At 74.4% G+C, this 13,983-nt stretch carries 12 protein-coding genes and 1 pseudogene; 4 read left to right on the top strand and 9 right to left on the bottom strand.

Translation table 11 applies throughout. The annotated features are described in order from the left end of the window. Positions 1-71: 71 nt before the first annotated feature. Positions 72-1,166, top strand: coding sequence for an amidohydrolase family protein (locus ACVHNB_RS29470; RefSeq protein ID WP_428955504.1), 1,095 nt, complete (start codon positions 72-74; stop codon positions 1,164-1,166). 172 nt (positions 1,167-1,338) lie between these two features. Here ACVHNB_RS29470 and ACVHNB_RS29465 read toward each other — a convergent pair whose 3' ends face one another. Continuing rightward, complete coding sequence (locus ACVHNB_RS29465) at positions 1,339-2,775, bottom strand: arylsulfatase (RefSeq protein ID WP_428955505.1); 1,437 nt, start codon at positions 2,773-2,775, stop codon at positions 1,339-1,341. 381 nt (positions 2,776-3,156) lie between these two features. Between ACVHNB_RS29465 and ACVHNB_RS29460 the strand changes: the two genes are divergently transcribed. After that, positions 3,157-4,122 (top strand): SCO1860 family LAETG-anchored protein, encoded by a 966-nt coding sequence (locus ACVHNB_RS29460; RefSeq protein WP_456226265.1) that lies wholly within the window; start codon positions 3,157-3,159, stop codon positions 4,120-4,122. Positions 4,123-4,261: 139 nt separating this feature from the next. Further along, positions 4,262-4,642, top strand: a complete 381-nt coding sequence (locus ACVHNB_RS29455) for a group I truncated hemoglobin (protein WP_428955507.1) — start codon at positions 4,262-4,264, stop codon at positions 4,640-4,642. Positions 4,643-4,739: 97 nt separating this feature from the next. Here ACVHNB_RS29455 and cobC read toward each other — a convergent pair whose 3' ends face one another. The 3 genes and pseudogenes from cobC to ACVHNB_RS29440 all read right to left on the bottom strand — a co-directional run bounded on the left by cobC (position 4,740) and on the right by ACVHNB_RS29440 (position 6,648). Next, a complete protein-coding gene (gene cobC, locus ACVHNB_RS29450) occupies positions 4,740-5,831 on the bottom strand; it encodes an Rv2231c family pyridoxal phosphate-dependent protein CobC (RefSeq protein WP_456228962.1) in 1,092 nt (363 codons plus the stop codon). Positions 5,832-5,954: 123 nt separating this feature from the next. Further along, positions 5,955-6,080, bottom strand: a pseudogene (locus ACVHNB_RS29445) (CbiX/SirB N-terminal domain-containing protein); the annotation flags it as partial. 187 nt (positions 6,081-6,267) lie between these two features. Then, entirely contained in the window at positions 6,268-6,648 is a 381-nt protein-coding gene (locus tag ACVHNB_RS29440; protein ID WP_456226264.1) for a cobalamin biosynthesis protein, read from the bottom strand. A gap of 57 nt (positions 6,649-6,705) precedes the next feature. On the opposite strand from ACVHNB_RS29440, the gene ACVHNB_RS29435 reads away from it, so the two are divergent. Beyond that, positions 6,706-7,437 carry a ZIP family metal transporter gene (locus tag ACVHNB_RS29435; RefSeq protein ID WP_428955509.1) on the top strand — a complete coding sequence of 244 codons (732 nt, stop codon included), beginning with the start codon at positions 6,706-6,708 and terminating at the stop codon, positions 7,435-7,437. Positions 7,438-7,445: 8 nt separating this feature from the next. On the opposite strand, the gene ACVHNB_RS29430 is transcribed toward ACVHNB_RS29435, so the two are convergent. From ACVHNB_RS29430 to ACVHNB_RS29410, 5 genes are read right to left on the bottom strand one after another with little or no spacing between them, the layout of a single operon-like run. Beyond that, a complete protein-coding gene (locus tag ACVHNB_RS29430; protein WP_456226263.1) occupies positions 7,446-8,816 on the bottom strand; it encodes a cobyrinate a,c-diamide synthase in 1,371 nt (456 codons plus the stop codon). Between the two features lie 2 nt (positions 8,817-8,818). Beyond that, positions 8,819-9,418, bottom strand: coding sequence for a cob(I)yrinic acid a,c-diamide adenosyltransferase (gene cobO, locus ACVHNB_RS29425; protein WP_351458788.1), 600 nt, complete (start codon positions 9,416-9,418; stop codon positions 8,819-8,821). After that, positions 9,418-11,466 carry a putative cobaltochelatase gene (locus ACVHNB_RS29420; protein ID WP_428955511.1) on the bottom strand — a complete coding sequence of 683 codons (2,049 nt, stop codon included), beginning with the start codon at positions 11,464-11,466 and terminating at the stop codon, positions 9,418-9,420. The genes cobO and ACVHNB_RS29420 overlap by 1 nt, the downstream gene beginning before the upstream one ends. Positions 11,467-11,506: 40 nt before the next feature. Then, positions 11,507-13,024: a cobyric acid synthase gene (locus ACVHNB_RS29415; RefSeq protein ID WP_456226262.1), complete on the bottom strand. Its 1,518-nt coding sequence runs from the start codon at positions 13,022-13,024 to the stop codon at positions 11,507-11,509. Beyond that, the gene (locus ACVHNB_RS29410; RefSeq protein WP_456228961.1) at positions 13,021-13,977 is read right to left on the bottom strand and encodes a cobalamin biosynthesis protein; all 957 of its coding nucleotides are present in this window, start codon (positions 13,975-13,977) and stop codon (positions 13,021-13,023) included. The genes ACVHNB_RS29415 and ACVHNB_RS29410 overlap by 4 nt, the downstream gene beginning before the upstream one ends. Positions 13,978-13,983: the final 6 nt, after the last annotated feature.

Genomic DNA, 13,983 nt, shown 5'->3' with positions numbered 1-13,983 from the left:
GCTCTCTTCGCTCACGGGTTCGGACAGGATGCCGGTGTCGAGCGTACCCACCCCTTTCGTAGGCTTCGGTCATGACTGACCGTGGGGTGCTGCACGTGAAGGGGCGGGTCCTGGCCGGACCCGACGACGTCCGTGACGAACTGTGGGTGATCGACGGCCGCGTCACCTACGACCGCCCGGTCTCGGCCGGCCTCGACGTGACGACCGTCGACGGCTGGACGCTCCCCGGCCTGGTCGACGCGCACTGCCACGTCGGCCTCGACGCCCACGGCCCGGTCCCCGCCGACACCGCCGAGAAGCAGGCCCTGACCGACCGCGACCACGGCACGCTGCTGCTGCGCGACGCGGGCTCGCCCTCCGACACCCGCTGGATCGACGACCGCGAGGACCTGCCGAGGATCATCCGCGCGGGCCGGCACATCGCCCGCACCCGCCGCTACATCCGCAACTACGCGCACGAGATCGAGCCCGAGGACCTCGTCGCGTACGTCGCCCAGGAGGCCCGGCGCGGCGACGGCTGGGTCAAGCTGGTCGGCGACTGGATCGACCGCGGCACCGGCGACCTCAGCGCCTGCTGGCCGCGCGACGCCGTCGAGGCGGCGATCGCCGAGGCCCACCGGCTCGGCGCCCGGGTCACCGCCCACTGCTTCGCCGAGGACTCGCTGCGCGACCTCGTCGAGGCGGGCATCGACTGCATCGAGCACGCCACCGGACTGACCGAGGACACCATCCCGCTCTTCGCCGAGCGGGGCGTCGCGATCGTGCCGACCCTCGTCAACATCGCCACGTTCCCGGACCTCGCGGCGGGCGGCGAGCAGAAGTTCCCTCGCTGGTCGGCGCACATGCGGCGGCTGTACGAGCGCCGCTACGACACGGTCCGCGCCGCCTACGACGCCGGAGTCCCGGTGTACGTGGGCACGGACGCGGGCGGCTCCCTCGCGCACGGTCTCGTCGCCGGGGAGGTCGCGGAACTGGTCCGCGCGGGTATCCCTCCGGTCGAGGCGGTGTCGGCGACGGCGTGGGGTGCGCGGGAGTGGCTGGGGCGCCCCGGCCTCGCGGAGGGCGCCCCCGCGGACCTCGTCGTCTACGGGGCGGATCCGCGGGCGGACGTGAAGGTGCTCGCGGCGCCGCGGCGGATCGTGCTGCGGGGGCGGGTCGTCGGGTAGGCGACTCGTCTGCCAGGTGGCTGTCCGTCGACGGGTGCGCGTTCCGTCGCGGCTGGTCGCGCGGTTCCCCGCGCGAAGCAGGACCACCGGCGCGCAGCCGGCCACGCACGCCGACCCGGCAGACGCACACCGACCCCACAGGCGCGAAGCGCACCCGGCGGACGCCGAGCGCTCAGCCCCGCCGCCCCACCGGCAAGGTGTCCCGGGGGGCCCGGCCCGTGACCAGGTCGCCGTTCGCCACGTACCCCTCGGGCCGCCCCGTCAGCTCCGCGACCAGCCGGGACCGCCACACGGCTACGTCCCCGGCGGCCGAGGGCGCCAGATCGTGCAGCTCCTGCGGATCGGCGTCCAGGTCGAAGAGCTGCTCGCGGCCGCCGCCCGAGAACCACACGTACTTGGCGTGCCCGTCCGTCAGCCAGTGCATCGACTCCCCGAACAGGGCGTGCTCCCCGTGCAGGTACGGCCGTGGCGCGGGGAGCCGTTCGCCGCGCGCCGCCGGAAGCAGGCTGTGCCCGTCGAGCCCTTCGGGCACCGGCAGCTGCGCGCACTCCAGCAGCGTGGGCATGATGTCGCGGAGCTCGGCCACCGCCTCGGGACCGACGACGGTCCCGGCGGGCAGCGACCCCCGCGGCCCCGACAGGATCAACGGCACCCGCGCCGACCCCTCGTACGGATACGCCTTCCGCCACAGCCGGTGCTCGCCCAGCATCTCGCCGTGGTCCGACGTGAAGCAGATCCACGTGTCGTCGGCGAGCCGGAACTCGGCGAGCGCCTGCGTGAACCGGTTGATCTGCTGGTCGATGTGGGACATGTGGCCGTAGTAGCCGGCCCGCGCGCGATGGACCGTACGGGCGTCGTACGAGGCGTAGTTCGCGTCGGCGCGCGTGTCGTCCCGCCAGCCCTCCAGGGCGTCGGCCCAGTCGCCCACCGCCGGCCGGTACCCGGGTGCGTCCAGATACTGCTCGAACGCCCAGCGCGGCGGATCGTAGGGCGGATGCGGGCGGTGGAAGGAGAGGTGCAGCAGGAAGGGGGCGGTCGGATCCCGGCGGTACAGGAAGTCGATCGCCTCCGTCACCACCCAGTTCGTCGGGTGCAGCCGCTCGGGCCGGTCCCACGGCCGCGCCACCACGCTGTTGCAGTCGAGCCCGTGGTCCGTGTGGTCACCGCCGCCGGGCTGCCGCTCCAGCCAGGCCGCGTAGTCGTCGTGGAACCGGGGATCGGTCCGCCGGTCCCGGGCGAAGTGCAGGTAGCCGTCGTGCAGGGTCACCTCGTCGAAACCGATGCGGTTGCGCTCCGGGAACGCGTGCAGCTTCCCGATCGCCCGGGTCTGGTACCCGTGCCGCCCGAACTCGCCCGCCAGCGTCACCGGGTACTCCCACGGCACGCCGTCCCGGTACCCGGTGCGCCCGTGCGAGGTCTGCGCGAGGCCGGTGTGCAGGGCCGCCCGCGCCGGTATGCAGGACGGCACCGCCGAGTACGCACGGTCGAACCGGGCGCCGCGCCCCGCGAGTTGATCCAGGTAGGGCGTACGCACCACCGGATGCCCCGCGCCCGAGAGGCAGTCGCCGCGCCACTGGTCGGCGGTGATCAGTACGACGTTGCGCGGCATCGAACTCCTCGGCCCGGTACAGGGGTTGACACAGCGTGACCCGCGGAGGTCGCTGCTCGTTGCACACAACTTGTCCGCGCCCGCGCTGTCAACCGGCGCATGCGGGGCGGATCGTCGGGCCGGGTGACATCAGGGTGACGGCAGGGAACAACCGAGCCCAAAGATTCGAAGACACGCGCGGAAACCCCCCTTTGGGGTGAACTCACGTCAGGTTGCTGCCTGTTCACTCTCAGTGCGTAAAGATTCCCTCATCGATGACCGGTCGACGCCGTCGGCGGCACCGCGTGATGTCCCCATGCACCACGCCCCGACGGCAGCTGTTCTGTTCATTCCACGTACTGGACTGTCCTGTCCTGTCCTCTTCCTGGGGGTCCCACCAGCATGCCCAGCTCCACTGTCACCACCGCCCTGCGCACGCCCGCCCGCCGCGTCGCCGCGACCGCCGTCGCGACCGTGCTCGCCGCCGGGCCCGCCGCGCTCGCGACCGCGGGCCCGGCCGCGGCGACGGGTGACCACGGAGGCAAGTCCAGCGCGGTCGTACTCCGCACGGGCCTGGACGTCTCTCTCCTGAACAAGACCGTCAACGTTCCGCTGAAGGTCGCGCTGAACGAGGTGCAGGCCCCCGCCAGCGCCGAGAAGACCGCGCTGACCGCCCAGCTGGACGGCGTCGACGGCGGCCAGCCGTTCAGCGTGCTGCGCGCGGACGTGGCGAAGGCGAGGGCGACCGTCGACGACAAGAAGGCGGAGGGCTTCACCCAGCTCGTCCACGCGAAGATCCACATCCCCGGTCTGCCGCTGCTCTCCCTGATCGAGGTCGACCAGGTCACCTCGAAGGCCCTGTGCGAGGCGGGCAAGAAGCCGGTCGCCGAGTCGAACGTGCTCGGTTCCGTCACGGTCCTCGGCAAGAAGGTGACGCTGAGCGCGGGCGGCACCACGGAGGTCAAGGTCCCGGGCGTCGGCGACGTCTCGCTCGGCCTGTCCAACACGTCGACCACCTCGACGACGGCGGCTGCCTCCGCGCTCCAGCTCAAGGTCTCCGTCAACCCGCTGAAGCTGAACGTCGCCGAGGTCAACGGTGAGGTCACGCTGGCCGGCGCCACCTGCGAGGCCCCGAAGGCGGCCGAGACCCCGGCCTCGCCGAAGCCGGCGGACGACTCCGACGACGTGCAGCCGCAGGGCGCCAAGGCGGACAAGCCGGTCGCGGCCGAGCCCGCCGCCGAGAAGAGCGACCTGGCGGAGACGGGCGGCAACTCCATGACGCCGTACATCGCGGGCGGCGCGATCGTCCTGCTGGTGGCCGGCGGCGGCGCCGTGGGGATGGCCCGCCGGGGGCGCTCCCGCGCATAGCGCCTCGGGGGAGGGGCCCGGGGAGGGGCCCAGGGGGAGGGGGAGTCGGGGGTGCCGCCGTGGGGGCGGCGCCCCCGACCGCTGTCCGTGGCCACCACCGGGTTCTGAATGCCCTGTTCCGCGGATACGTTCGATTCTCATGGACAACACGAGTGACGCAGCCGGGTCCCTCTACGCGGCCGTCGGCGGCGCTCCCGCCGTGACGGCCGTGGTCGACCTCTTCTACGCCAAGGTCCTGGCGGACGACCGGCTGTCCCCGCACTTCCGCTCCATCGACCTCGTCGCCCTCAAGGCCCACCAGCGGGCCTTCATCGCCGCGGCGCTCGGCGGCCCCGGCGCCTACCAGGGGCGTTCGCTGCGCGCGGCCCATGCACCGCTGTCCCTGACGGGAGCCGACTTCGACCGTGTGGTGTCCCACTTGGCGGGGGCCCTCACGGAGGCGGGCGTCCCCGCGGGCACCATCACCGTGATCGCGGACCGTCTGACCCCGCTGAGGCCGGACATCGTGACCGGGGACTGAGCACAAGAAGCAGCACAGGAAGCAGCACCGGAAGCGTCACCGGGAACGGCACGGGCGGGCGCCGGTCCGCGCCGACGCCCAGCCCTCACAGGCTCGTTCAGCCTTTCAGCACGTCCCTGAGCGCTGTCGTGAACCGCTCGCTCGTGCCCCGGTCCCGCACCGCGATCCGCACCCAGTCCCGCCCGAGGCCGGGAAACGTGTCGCCCCGCCGCACCGCGAACCCGGCCTCCCGCAACCGCTCCCGCACGACATCCGCGCCGGGCACCCGGACCAGCACGAACGGCCCCTGCGCGGGGCCGGCCACCGACACCCCGGACGAGCCCAACTCCGCCAGCAGCCCCACGAGATGCTCCCGGTCCGCCGTGACGGCCGCCGCCGCGTCGGCCGCCTCCGCGACACCCCGCGCCGACACACACGCCTGCGCCGCCACCAGCGCGGGCGACGACACCGGCCACAACGGCTGGGCCCGCTCCAGCGCCGCCACCACCTCCGGCTCCGCCAGCACGTACCCGACCCGCAGGCCGGCCAGCCCCCACGTCTTCGTCAGGCTCCGCAGCACGACCAGGCCCGGCACGTCCGTCCGCCCGGCCAGCGACTCCCGCTCGCCCGGCACCGCGTCCATGAACGCCTCGTCGACCACCAGCACCCGCCCGGGCCGCGCCAGCCGCCGCACCGCGTCCGCCGGATGCAGGACGGACGTGGGATTCGTCGGGTTCCCCACGACCACCAGATCCGCCTCGGGCGGCACCAGCGCCGGATCGAGCCGGAACCCGTCAGCCTCCCGCAACAGCACCCGCCCCACCGCGTGCCCGGCGTCCTCCAGCGCCGCCTCCGGCTCCGTGAACTGCGGATGCACCACCACCGGCCGCCGCACCCGCAGCGCCCGGGCCAGCAGCACGAACGCCTCCGCCGCCCCGGCCGTGAGCAGCACCCGCTCCACCGGCACCCCGTGATGCGCCGCCACCGCGGCCCGCGCCGCCCGCCCGTCCGGATACGCCGCGAGGCCCTCCAGCGCACCGGCGATCCGCTCCCGCAGCCAGCCGGGCGGCGTACCGGTGCGCACGTTCACCGCGAGATCCGTCAACTTCTCGCCGTCGTCCCGGACCTCGGCGTCCCCGTGATGCCGCAGATCCGGCCCGCCGCCCGCCTCCGGCGGCTCCTCGGCCGCCGCGGCGCGCCGCACGTCCACCTCGGGGTGCGCCGCGCCCCAGCCCTCGGCCTGCGCCCAGAACCGCTCCGACGGCAGCGGCCCGTACGGCAGCACGACCACCCGCCGCGCGCCGAGCGCCGCACACCGGTCGAGCCCGGACGGCACGTCGGGCGCCGCGCCCGACACGAACGCCGGCTCCACCCCGGCGTATCCGCTGCCCTCCCACAACAGCCGGGCCGCCGCGACGAGTTCGGCGTTGGCCGCGGGATCGGCCGAGCCGTGTCCCACGAGCAGCACGGTCACGTCGGCCCGGTCGTACGGGGTGCGGGCGCCATGGCCCAGGACGTCGTCGAGCCGCTGCTCCAGGGCGGCGAGCAGAGCCGGGGGAGGAGTGTGCACGGGAGGAGCTCCTTGCGGGACGTACGGGCGGAGACGAACGAGCAGGCCGAACGAGAAGGCCGAGAGGGACCGGACCCTACCCGGCCCGGGCCACCGCACACGTCACCCGTCCGGACCCGCCGCCCGCGCCCGTCGAGGTCCGTTTGGGAACGAGCAGCTCACCCCCGTCGGCGAGGGCGGCGGCCTCCGCGACTGACGGCGTGCGCACCGCTTCGCGCGCCCGCTGCGACGGGTGCGGCACCGGCACGGCGGAGAGCAGCCCGGCGCTGTACGTGCGCAGCGGCACCCCGAGCGCCGCGGCCGCCGCCACGATCCCGGGCTCCCGGCCCTTCGCCTCGACCGTGGCGAGCGCCACGACATCGGCGACCTCCGCCCCGGCCTCGGCCAAGGCGGCCCGGACCAGCCCGAGCACCTCCCCGGACGCCACCCCGGCGCGGGCACCGACCCCGACGATCACCGCGTCCGGGCGGTGTCGGATGTGCGCCGCGGGTGCCGGATGGGTTAGCAAGGGCCCATGGCGGTGTTCGTGGCGCTCGGCGCCTTTGTGATGACCCTGGTCGGCGGCTGGACCGCGAGACGGGTCACCGACCGGCGGCACCTGGTGCTCGGTCTCGCGGGTGGGCTCATGCTGGGCGTGGTCGGACTCGACCTGCTGCCCGAAGCGCTCGACGCGGCGGGCGGCCCGGTGTTCGGGGTGCCCGCGGCGCTGCTGCTGTTCGTCGCGGGATTCCTCGCCGCGCACGTCCTGGAGCACCTGCTCGCCCAGCGCCAGGCCGCCCACGGCGCCGACGCGTACGAGAACGGCCGGGCCCCCGAGGTCGGGCTCACCGCGGCCGGGGCGATGGTCGGGCACAGCATGATGGACGGCATCGCGATCGGTGCCGCGTTCCAGGTCGGCGGCGGTATGGGCCTCGCCGTGGCGCTCGCGGTGATCGCCCACGACTTCGCCGACGGCTTCAACACGTACACGATCACGCGCCTGTACGGGAACGCCCGCCGCAAGGCGATGATGATGCTGTTCGCCGACGCGGCGGCCCCGGTGGTGGGCGCGGCGTCGACGCTGCTGTTCACCATTCCGGAGCAACTGCTCGGCGGCTATCTCGGCTTCTTCGGCGGCGTGCTGCTCTACCTGGCCGCCGCCGAGATCCTGCCCGAGGCCCACCACGACCACCCGGCCCGCTCGACCCTGCTGTGCACGGTCGCCGGCGCGGCGTTCATCTGGCTCGTGGTGGGCATCGCCGGCTGAACGAGCGGTCACGGCGCGGCGCACCGCTCCACGAGGCGCCGGGCGATGTCCGGCCGGGCCGCCCAGTGCGTGTGCAGATAACTGGCGTGCACGCCCCGCTGCACGAAGCCCTCGACGCGCGGCTGCGGCAGCCGCATGCCCCACGCCGGGGCGGGCCCCGCGCCCGGCTCCATCACGGTCCGGTGGAACTCGTGGCCGCGCAGGCGGGCCCCGGCCGGGGCGAGCGCGCTGTCGGTCACGGCGACGGCGTCCCGGTAGCCGAGGGTGAGCCGGCCCGACATGTGCGCGTCGGCGTCGAGCACCCCGCACATCTCCTGGCCGTCGAGGGAACGGGACAGATAGAGCAGGCCCGCGCACTCGGCCAGGACGGGGGCGCCGGTGCGGGCCAGTTCGGAGACGGCCTTGCGGAGCTGTTCGTTGGCCGAGAGCTCGGGGGCGTAGACCTCCGGGAAGCCGCCGCCTATGACGATCCCCGCGGTTCCCTCCGGGAGCTGTTCGTCGTGGAGGGGATCGAAGGCGGCCACCTGGGCGCCCGCCGCCGTGAGCAGTTCCGCGTGTTCGGCGTAGGAGAAGGTGAAGGCCGCGCCCCCTGCCACTGCCACGACCGGCTTCGTCGGCGCGTGCGGGTCGTGCGTGGCCGGCCGCGCCCCAGGCGGCGCTGCACTCCACGCCTCCGTCGCCAGTGGCGGGGCCGTACGGGCCAGGGCCAGCAGGCCCTCCAGGTCGCAGCCCTCGCGGACCATCGCGGCCGACGCCCGCACCGAGTCCACCGCCTCCGAACTCCGCTCGGCCACCGGGACGAGGCCCAGGTGCCGTGAAGGGGTGGCGACCTGGGGAGCGCGGCGCAGCGCCCCGTACACCGGGACACCGACCTCCTCCATGGCCTCCCGCAGCAGCAGCTCGTGCCGCTCCGAGCCGACCTTGTTGAGGATGACGCCCGCGAGCCGCACCTCCGGGTCGAAGGACGCGAAGCCGTGCACCAGCGCCGCCACCGACCGCGACTGCGACGAAGCGTCGACGACGAGCACCACGGGCGCCTTGAGCAGCTTGGCGACATGAGCCGTCGACGCCAGTTCGCCCTCCCCGGACGCCCCGTCGAACAGGCCCATCACGCCTTCCACGACGGCGAGTTCGCAGCCGTGCGCGCCGTGCGCGAACAGCGGGCCGACGAGGTCGGGCCCGCACATGTACGCGTCCAGGTTCCGGCCGGGGCGTCCCGTCGCCAGGGCGTGGTAGCCCGGGTCGATGTAGTCGGGTCCGACCTTGTGCGGCGACACGGCGAGGCCGCGCTCGGCGAACGCGGCCATCAGGCCCGTCGCCACGGTCGTCTTGCCCGACCCGGAGGCGGGCGCGGCGACGACCAGCCGCGGTACGTCCATGGTCACCACTCGATGCCCCGCTGGCCCTTCTGGCCCGCGTCCATCGGGTGCTTCACCTTCGACATGTCGGTCACGAGATCCGCGAACTCGACCAGCTTCTCAGGGGCGTTGCGGCCCGTGATCACGACGTGCTGGGTGCCCGGACGGTCGCGCAGCACCTGCACGACCTCGTCCACGTCGATCCAGCCCCAGTGCAGCGGGTACGCGAACTCGTCGAGCACGTACAGCTTGTACGTCTCGGCGGCCAGATCCCGCTTCACCTGCTCCCAGCCCTCACGGGCCTTCTCCTCGTTGTCGGCCTGGTCGTCTCGCTGGACCCAGGACCAGCCTTCTCCCATCTTGTGCCAGTCGACGGTGCCGCCCTCACCGGAGGCGCCGAGCACCTTGAGCGCGTTCTCCTCGCCGACCTTCCACTTCGCCGACTTGACGAACTGGAACACCCCGATCGGCCAGCCCTGGTTCCAGGCCCGCAGCGCGAGCCCGAAGGCCGCCGTCGACTTGCCCTTGCCGATGCCCGTGTGCACGAACACCAGCGGGCGGTTACGTCGCTGACGTGTCGTCAGCCCGTCGTCCGGTACGACACTCGGCTGTCCCTGCGGCATCAGGCGGCCCTCCTGCGGGTCTGGTTCGTTCCCTGTACGTCCTTGACGAGCCCGGCGATGGCGTCGGCCCGCAGCTCGTCCAACGTGACGGCGCTGCCGCCCAGCCGGCCGGCGAGCTGGGCCGCGAGCCCCAGCCGCACCATGCCCGTCTCGCAGTCGACGACGACGGACGCCGTGCCCTCGGCGGCGTGCAGCCCGGCGGCCCGCCCGGCCAGCTTCACCGGCTCAGGACCACCGGTGGCCCGCCCGTCCGTCACCACGACCATCAGCGGTCGCCGCGCCGGGTCCCGCAGCCGCTCCACCCGCAGTACCTCGTGCGCCTTGAGCAGCCCGGCGGCCAGCGGGGTACGCCCTCCGGTCGGCAGCGACTCCAGGCGCGCCGCGGCCGCGTCCACGCTCGACGTCGGCGGCAGCGCCACCTCGGCGCCCGTCCCGCGGAAGGTCACGAGCCCCACCTTGTCGCGCCGCTGATACGCGTCGAGCAGCAGGGACAGCACGGCGCCCTTCACGGCGCCCATCCGCTGCCGGGCGGCCATCGACCCCGAGGCGTCCACGACGAAGAGGACCAGATTGCCCTCGCGGCCCTCCCGGGTCGCCTGCCGCAGATCGTCGCGGCGCACCACGAGCCCGGTCCCGGACCGGCCGCGCGCCCGCTGATGCGGCGCGGCGGCCTGCACCGTCGCCGCCAGGTGCAGCCTGGTCAGGGTGCCCCGGGGCCGTACGGCGCCGGTCGTCCTGCCGTGCTCGGTCCGCGCGCGCGAGCGCCGCCCGGCGGCCCCGTCGCCCAGACCCGGGACGCTCAGCATCTTCGTACGGAACGGCTCACCGGCCGAGACGGCCCGCTGCTCCCCGGCGCCACCGGACGCGGGCGCGCCCGCCGGCTCCCGCGGGGACTCCTGAGGCGACTCCTGCCGGGATTCCTGCGGGGACTCCGGCCGGCCCGGACCGTCCGGCTCGGGGCCGTCCTGCGGCGGCACGCCACCGCCGCCACCGGGGCCCGGGTCGTCGGGGCCGTCGGGCCCGGGACCCTCGTCGTCGGGCCCGAACTCGTCCAGCGTCTCGTCCAGCTTGTCCTCGTCGAGGCCCGGCGCGTCGAAGGGATTGCGGCGCCGCCGGTGCGGGAGCGCGAGCAGTGCGGCCTGACGCACGTCCTGTGCCAGCACCTCGGTGCGTCCCGCCCACGCGGCGAGCGCGGTCGCGGTGCGGGCCATCACGATGTCGGCCCGCATCCCGTCCACCTCGAACGCGGCACAGGTCGCGGCGATCCGGGTCAACGCCCCGTCGCCGAGCCGCACCTGGGGCAGCAGGGCGCGCGCGGCGACGATCCGCTCGCGTACGCCCGCCTCCTCGCCGGCCCACTGCGCCGTGAAGCCCTCGGGGTCGTCGTCGTACGCGAGGCGCCGCTTGACGACCTGCACCCGCTGCTCCGGCTCCCGGGACGCGGCGACCTCGACGGTCAGCCCGAACCGGTCGAGCAACTGCGGGCGCAGCTCGCCCTCTTCGGGGTTCATCGTGCCCACGAGCAGGAAACGCGCGGCATGCCGTACGGAGACGCCCTCGCGCTCGACGTAGGAGGCGCCCATCGCGGCGGCGTCCAGCAGCAGATCCACCAAATGGTCGTGCAGCAGGTTCACTTCGTCGACGTACAGGATGCCGCGGTGCGCGTCCGCGAGCAGGCCCGGCTCGAAGGCCTTCACGCCCTCGGCGAGCGCCCGCTCGATGTCGAGCGCCCCGACCAGCCGGTCCTCCGAGGCGCCGACCGGCAACTCGACCATGCGCGCCGCCCGTTGCGCACCCGGGCCGACCTCGTGCGGCCCGTCCGGGCACTGCGGGTCGGGCGCCCCCGGCGCGCACGAGAACCGGCACCCGGCGACGACGTCCACATCGGGCAGCAGCGCCGAAAGGGCGCGTACGGCCGTGGACTTGGCGGTGCCCTTCTCGCCGCGCACCAGCACACCGCCGACGGCGGGCGACACGGCGTTCAGCAGCAGGGCGAGGCGCAGATCGTCCTGGCCGACGACGGCCGTGAACGGATACGGGGTGGTCATCGATCCTCCAGAGAATTGAACAGGCCAGGAACCGGGACGCTCACGCGGGCGCCCCCGGCGGTACGAACGGCAGCCCGTCCGGCGCCCCGGACTCGATCAACCGCCACAACCCCTCCGTATCGGCATAGCGCTCCACCAGGTCACCGAGCCGGTCGAGCTGCTCCTCCCGCAGCGCCGCGAACGACGTGTCCGGCGCCGGCACGAACCGCCGCCCGGCCGCGTCCGCGACCGCCCGCAAAAACGCCCGCCGGAACCCGTCCGACTCCAGCGACCCGTGCCAGTGCGTCCCCCAGACGGCCCCCACCCGGCACCCGTCCAGAAAGGCATCCCCGCCGAGGACGTCCGCGACGCCGTGATGGATCTCGTACCCCTCGACGTACTCGCCGAGCGCCTCGCCCACCGGCCGCGCCAGCGTCTTCTCCCGCGCGAACCGCACCTGCACGGGCAGCAGTCCGAGCCCGGCCACGACACCGGCCCGCGACTCGACGTCGTCCTCGATGCGCTCGCCGAGCAGCTGGAACCCGCCGCAGATGCCGAGCACCGGGCGTCCCTCGGCGGCCCGCCGCGCCAGCGCGTCCGCGAGGCCGCGCTCGCGCAGCCACTCCAGCGCCTTCACGGTCCCGCGCGTCCCGGGCACGACGACCAGATCGGCGTCGACCAGTTCCTCGGCCCGGTCCACGAACCGCACGACGACGCCCGGCTCGGCGGCCAGCGCGTCGACATCCGTGAAGTTCGACATCAGCGGCACCGCGCACACGGCGACCCGCAGCACGTCCTCGCCGACCGGCGGGGCCACGACGGACTCGCGCACGGCGCCCCGCAGGGACACCCGCAGCCCGTCCTCCTCGTCGATGCCGAGCCCGTGCTGGAACGGCAGCACCCCGTAAGTGGCCCTGCCGGTGAGGGACTTGAGCATGTCGAGCCCCGGCTCCAGCAGACTGACGTCCCCCCGGAACTTGTTCACCAGATACCCGGCGAGCAGCTCCTGGTCCTCCGGCGCGAGCAGCGCCGTCGTACCGAAGAACGACGCGAAGACGCCACCGCGGTCGATGTCCCCGACCACCAGCACGGGCAGCCGCGCGGCCCGCGCGATCCCCATGTTCACGATGTCGGTACGCCGCAGATTGATCTCGGCCGGAGACCCGGCCCCTTCACAGATCACGGCGTCATGACTGCCCCGCAACTCCTCCAGGCATCCGACCACGGTGTCGAGCAACGCGCCCTGCCGCGCCCCGTGATAGCCCCGCGCGCTCATCTCGCCCACCGGCTTGCCCATCAGCACGACCTGGCTGCTGCGGTCGCTGCCCGGCTTGAGCAGCACCGGATTCATCAGCGCGCTCGGCTCGACCCGGGCGGCCTGCGCCTGCATGGCCTGCGCCCGGCCGATCTCGGCGCCGTCGCGCGTCACGAACGAGTTCAGGGACATGTTCTGCCCCTTGAACGGCGCGACCTTCACCCCCTGCCGCACGAGCCACCGGCAGATCCCAGCGGTCACGACGCTCTTCCCGGCGTCCGACGTGGTCCCGGCGACGAGCAGCCCGCCGCCCCGCCCGCTCATCGACGCCCTCGCAACAACCGCCCGGCCACACAGACTCCCCACGCCATCACACTGACCCGCCGCGACAACCGCGCGGCCCGCTCCACGTCCGACACCCGCACCGCGCGCCCTCGCGCGTTCAGCACGGGCCGGTGCTCGACCCTGCCCCCGTACGCCAACGTCCCGCCGAGCCGCACCCCGAGCGCCCCCGCGAACGAGGCCTCGACGGGCCCCGCGTTGGGACTGGGATGGCGCCCCGCGTCCTCGCGCCAGGCCCGGGCGGCGTCGCGCGGACGCCCGCCGGCCAGCACGGCGAGCGCACCGGTCAGCCGGGCCCCCGGCCACCCGGCGACGTCGTCCAGCCGGGCCGAGGCCCAGCCGAACCGGCGGTACTTCACGGACTTGTGCCCGACCATGGCGTCGAGCGTGTTCACGGCACGGAAGGCGAGCAGCCCGGGCACGCCGCCCACGGCGCCCCACACCAATGCGCCCACGACGGCGTCGGAGGTGTTCTCGGCGACGGACTCGACGACGCCCCGCGCGATCCCGTCGGCGTCCAGCCCCTGCGGATCCCGTCCGCACAGCCGCGGCAGCAACTCCCGGGCCAGCTCCACGTCCCCGGCCTCCAGCGCGGCCCCGACGGCGCGCGCCTCCCGGCCGAGCGAGGTCCCGCCGACCACGGCCCAGGTGGCGGCGGCGGTCAGCGCGACGGAGGCGGCGGGGGAGCGGCGTACGGCACGGGCGGCGAGGGCGCCCACGGCGGTGGCCCCGCCCACGCAGACGGCGGTGTGCAGGGCGCCCCAGCCGCGGTGATCCCGCCACAGCACCCGCTCCACGGCCCCGGCGGCCCGGCCGAATCCGGCGACGGGATGCCCTCGACGCGGGTCCCCGAGCAGCAGATCGGCGAAGAGTCCGGCGGCGGCACCGCACGCGAAGACGCGCTCGGCCCGCGCCGCGCCGCGCAGGGCGAACATGGCGGT

Source organism: Streptomyces sp. YJ-C3, assembly GCF_053891275.1.
This window is presented reverse-complemented; position numbering and strand designations above follow the sequence as displayed.